Below are 5,199 nucleotides of genomic sequence, written 5' to 3' on the forward strand. Positions count from 1 at the left end.
CCTGCTGACTCCCTGCAAGAAGCCCCTGCACCGTTCGCTCACCGCGGTGGAGAAGGACTGCAACCGGACCCACTCCTCCATCCGTTCCGCGGCCGGGCGCTCCATCGGCCACCTGAAGAACTGGAAGGATCTTCTCCGAGAACTACCGCGGCCCCCTCGACACCCTCCCTGAAGTCCTCGACACCGCCGTCCAGCTCGAACTCCTCCACACCTGGACACCAGCACGATCCACCACTTCTGAACAACCTTCCAGGTCAGCGCTTGGCTCCGCCCTGGTGAGGCGGGCCCGACAGTTTGTCAAACTTTGTTCCTCCTGCCCTCAGCGGAGACTCCCGACGTTTCCCAGTGGATAGAAGAGAGACAGGTGCGGGAAGAATTATTGAGTCGAAGCTGGTGGGTTCCTACTCGGCCGTGTAGCGGACGTGGCGGGCCTTGAAGTAGCCGCAGACGATGCGGGGTTGGGTTGTCTGAGGTGCAGGAAGCGTCGGGTCTCGCGGGCGAGGTCGTCGGCGGAGGCGACGCGGGCCGCGTGAACGTGGGGGGGGGAGCGCCAGGTCAAGGGCTGGCGTGGGACTGGACAGGGGGCCGCGCAGGGGTTGTAAGGATCGTTTCACGCGTTCCCGCCCCTGCGCGGCTTGTTCTGTCGTTTGGTGTGAGGGTGGAGATGTTCAGCGTTACGGGTTGTGGCTGCTGGTGGGCCCTTTGGTCAGGGGCGGGGGCCGGTGAGGGTGCAGTCCTGGCTGGACAGGTTGAGCTTTGAGCCCTTGGTCAGGCAGGCTGTGATCACGTTGACCTGCTGACCGTAGTTGCGTCCCTTGGTGGAGGTTACGGTGCCGTCGGCGGCTACCTCGCAGGGGTTGTTGTCGGTGCACTGCTGGCCGTCGTCGTTATGGGTGTTGTGGATGCCGACGATAGTGGTGTTGTCGCGGGCCAGCAGGGGTGAGCCGGAGTAGCCGTGCTGGGGGTTGCAACCGCTGCCGGCGGCGTAGCGGATGGAGTTGTCCATCTGGTAGCCGCCTTCCCGAAGGTGCGGGACCACGGCTTCAGCGGTGCACTCCAGGCGGCGGACGGGGTAGGCCATGCTCAGGGGGTCGCCGACGTGTACGGGGGTGGAGGCGAGCTGGAAGACTTTCGCGCCCTTGGCCTGCAGCTGTGCGTAGGTGGTGTCCAGGCGGTAGAGGGCGATGTCTGTGCCGGTCATGGTCGCGTACACCAGCCGGTTCGCATGGGCAGTAGTGCGGGGGTAGCCCTCATGGTCGGCGACCGGCACATCGCGGCTGGCGGGCTGGTCTATCAGGGCGGCTCCGGGCGCGGGCCGCTGTCCCTGCACGCAGTGGCCGTTGGTCAGCATCAGTGCCGGGTCGTCCGGATGTGAGGCAGGGGTGCGGACCACTGAGCCTACGCAGTCCTGGAGGTCTATCGTGCCTTCCACGTCCGGGATGGCATCATCGGGGGGAACGTGGGTGCCGGAGATGATGCCCTTGATCCAGTCGGTGTGCATCGTGACATCGGTGTAGCGTACCGGCGCGTTGTCGCTGGCCCCGGGGCCGCTGACCACACCGGCCAGCGCCCAGTGGTCGCCTTCGTGGACCAGCGCAGGCCCGCCGGAGTCCATGTTGCTGGCGCGGACTTTGCCGTCGCGGCTGCCTATACACAGCTCGGGGTACTTGCCCGGATCCGTTGAATCGCACTCCGATGGCGGCTGCGTCATGGTGTCCGCTTCTCGCAGCCGTGTGGGGAAGCACGCCGAGTCGTTGATGTCGTCGCAAGTCATGCCCCAGCCCATGATGCGGACGGGAGTGCCGTCTGCAGGCCGGGCCGAGGCTATCGGCACGGGCTTGGCCCGGACCGGGGCCTTCAGGTGCATCAATGCCAGGTCCCGGCCCCAGAAACCGTCCGGATCGAGGTTGGTTGCCAGGCGGTAGAAATGATCGATCTCGGCGACCTCGCCTCCGGAGGCGGTGTCCAGTGATCCGACACGGACCTTCCAGCCCTTCGGGACACCTGCTTTCGCATTGGTCGGGTTCTTACCGGCGCAGTGACTGGCAGTCAGTACCCATTGGGGCGCAAGGACTTCCACCCCGCAGCCATGGTGATCCGGGCGCGGAGGGGCGGGGTAGGAAGGCTGGAACGAACCCATGAACGGATAGGCCTGAGCCGACTCAGTGCCACCCACGATGGCCTGCGCGGGAACGGCAGCCATGAGGGGCGCGGTCAGCGTGACCGCAGCACCGAGCAGCAAGGAAGGAATTCTTATATGCATATGCGCCACACTATTCACCCGTACGCCCAGTTATGTTGCGAATATGCATTCGTTGTGCAGCCGTTCTGTGTCTGCTCTGCAACAGCACGCGCTTACGCCCAGGGCTGCACACAGCTATGACCGGCCGTTACTGAGATTTTCGGGTTCATGTCGGTTGGTTCGGAGGGATGGTCAGGCCGGTTTCGGTGAGGCAGCCGTCGATGAGTTCGGGGTGGCGCTGGATGTGGCTGAGGCCCCGGCGGAGGGTGCGTTCGAGGTGTTCGTCGTCGGCGGAGGCGACGTTGGCTAGGGGGCCGCGCCGCAGCAGGGACCAGATGCGTTCAGTCGGCTTGCCATAGTGCGGGGGACGTTGGACAAGAGACTGTGGACGCGGCGATTATCGGTAGTGAGGGCCTGCTGCGGCTGGCCGAAGTGGTTGCGCGCCTGAAGGCGTGTGACCAGGGGGAAGGCGGTGCGTCATGGACGTCGCCGGAGCGGATGTTGGCCCCAGATCGGGATGGTGACGGCTGGTCAGCCGGTGCCGTGGACCTTGTTGCCGGAGACGAGCCGCCGCGAGGTGCTGGCGGTGCTGGTGACACTCCTGGACCGAGCGGTATCCAGCCGGAGCACCGAGAGCGGGGGTGACGGTGATGCCGCTCGTTGAAGACGCGGGGCGCAAAGTCGAAGGCAGGCATCGGGATCGGCTCGCGGTCGTGTACGTCCGGCAGTCGTCTCGGCAGCAGGTTCTCGATCATGGTGAGCCGACGCGGCTGCAGTATGGGCTGGTCGCGAGGGCCGTGGCCTTGGGTTGGTCGCGTTCGCGGGTGTTGGTCATCGACGAGGACCTCGGCCGCTCAGCGGCGGGCGGGCTGGAGCGGCCGGGCTTTGCCCGCCTGGTCACCGAGATCACCATGGGGCGGGTCGGGGTGGTGCTGGGTCTGGAGATGTCGCGGCTGGCGCGGGCCGGGCGGGACTGGCATCAGTTGATCGAGCTGTGTTCGCTGACCGGGACCCTGCTGGCCGACACAGACGGAGTCTACGATCCCAACTGCTATAACGACCGCTTGCTGCTCGGCTTGAAGGGCACGATGAGCGAGGTCGAACTGCACCTGATCAAACAGCGGATGGCCGCCGGCCGGCTGGCGAAGGCCGCCCGCGGGGAGCTGGCCGTGCCACTGCCTGCCGGGTATGTGCGACGTCCTGGCGGCGAGGTCGTGCTCGATCCCGACGAGCAGGTCCGCGCCGTGGTCCATCGGGTCTTCGACCTGTTCGAGCAGTTGGGCACGGTCCATGCGGTGCTGCGGTTCCTGGTGGAGCACCAGGTGTTGATCGGGATGCGGCAGCGGTCGGGCCCCGGCAAGGGGCAGCTCATCTGGCGGCCGCCGCACCAGCAAGGTCTGATCAACATGCTGCGCAACCCGGCCTACGCCGGGATCTACGCCTACGGACGCAGCCGCACCGATCCGGCGCGGCTGAAACCCGGCTGCCCGTGCAGCGGGCGGGCCCGCGGGCTGGGCAGTGATCAGTGGCTGGTCCGCATCGAGGACGCGCTACCGGCCTATATCAGCGTCGGGAAGTACGAACGGAACCTGGCACGCATGGCGGCCAACCGGGCCCGCGCCGAGAGTATGGGGGCTGCGCGGGAAGGGCCGTGCCTGCTGGCCGGGCTGGTGGTGTGCGGCATCTGCGGTCAGCGCCTGCAGGTGGTCTACGAGACCAGCAAGTCCGGCCTGACCGGCCGGTATTGCTGCACCCGGCGCCGCGTCACCTACGGCGAGCCACGCTGCCAGCAGATGCCCGCCGCCTTCCTTGACGATTTCGTCACCGGCCATGTGCTCTCGGCCCTGGCCCCGGCCGCCTTGGAGCTGTCGATCGAGGCGTCCCGACATCTGGAGGCCCGTCGCGCTGAGGTGGACCGCATCTGGCGCCAGCGCCTGGAGCGCGCCGCATTCGCCGCGGACCGCGCAGCCCGCTGCTACCGGCTCGCCGAGCCGGAAAATCGCCTGGTGGTACGCCAGTTGGAAAAGGAGTGGGAACAGGCCCTGGCGGCACAGGCGAAACTGAAGGAGGACTACGAGCACTACCGCCGGGCCCAGCCGCGCAGGCTCTCGGCCGCTGAACTGGCCACGATCCGCGGCCTGGCCGCAGACCTCCCGAACCTGTGGCATGCGACCACCACCACGACCGCCGACCGCAAACGGCTGCTGCGCTGTGTGGTGGAACGAGTGGACGTCACCGCCCAGGGGGCGACCGAGAAGGTGCACGCCGTGATCGTGTGGGCCGGAGGCACCCGCACCGGCGCCGATCTGACCCGCCCGGTCGCCCATGTCGACCAGCTGTCGTACTACCCCCGCATTGTCGAAGAGATCCAGGCCCTGGCCGCATCCGGAGCAACGACCACACAGATCGCCGACCGCCTCGCCGAACAGGGCCTACGGCCTCCCCGCCAGAAACCGCGCTTCCACCCCGGCGAGATCCAACACCTGATCCGCCGCCTGGGCACCCGTCACGGACTCGAAGACGACCGGCACACCGCCCACGGCGAGTTGAGCGAGCACGAGTGGTGGCTGGCCACCCTCGCCCGGGAGCTCGGCATGCCCGCCGCCACGCTCTTCGGCTAGCTGCAGCGCGGCTGGATCACCGGACGTCAGGACGAACGACCGCCACACCGCTGGATCATCACCGCCGACACCGCGGAGACCGAACGCCTCCGTGCCCTGCGCCGCATCCCGGACAGGCTCCGCAAGCGGCGCCTATGGGCCGACGACGCACCAACCCCGAACACCAGGAACGAGAACGAGCAAGAAGAGGACGAACTATGAACGAACGACCCTACGCAGCCAGCAGTGCGGACAACCCATCTCCACGGGGTTCAGGTCCGGTGCATAGCTGGGCAGTTGGACGATGGTCAGCCAGTCGTGGTCGGCGGCGTACTGACGCATCCCGGCGCTCCGGTG

Annotated in this window: 2 protein-coding genes and 2 pseudogenes; 1 reads left to right on the forward strand and 3 read right to left on the reverse strand. The window is 67.2% G+C overall.

Annotation, left to right across the window (positions count from 1 at the left end; all coding sequences use genetic code 11):
* Window positions 1-706: 706 nt before the first annotated feature.
* A complete protein-coding gene (locus ACIQ8J_RS35695; protein ID WP_403278294.1) occupies window positions 707-2,242 on the reverse strand; it encodes a trypsin-like serine protease in 1,536 nt (511 codons plus the stop codon).
* A 166-nt stretch (window positions 2,243-2,408) separates the two neighbouring features.
* Window positions 2,409-2,591 (reverse strand): annotated as a pseudogene (locus ACIQ8J_RS35700) (DDE endonuclease); the annotation flags it as partial.
* A 301-nt stretch (window positions 2,592-2,892) separates the two neighbouring features.
* On the opposite strand from ACIQ8J_RS35700, the gene ACIQ8J_RS35705 reads away from it, so the two are divergent.
* Window positions 2,893-4,863: a recombinase family protein gene (locus ACIQ8J_RS35705; RefSeq protein ID WP_403278292.1), complete on the forward strand. Its 1,971-nt coding sequence runs from the start codon at window positions 2,893-2,895 to the stop codon at window positions 4,861-4,863.
* Window positions 4,864-5,103: 240 nt separating this feature from the next.
* On the opposite strand, the pseudogene ACIQ8J_RS35710 reads toward ACIQ8J_RS35705, so the two are convergent.
* A pseudogene (locus ACIQ8J_RS35710) lies at window positions 5,104-5,199 on the reverse strand (IS630 family transposase); the annotation flags it as partial.

Origin of the sequence: Streptomyces sp. NPDC094147, assembly GCF_044764265.1 — a bacterium.
Classification (GTDB): domain Bacteria; phylum Actinomycetota; class Actinomycetes; order Streptomycetales; family Streptomycetaceae; genus Streptomyces.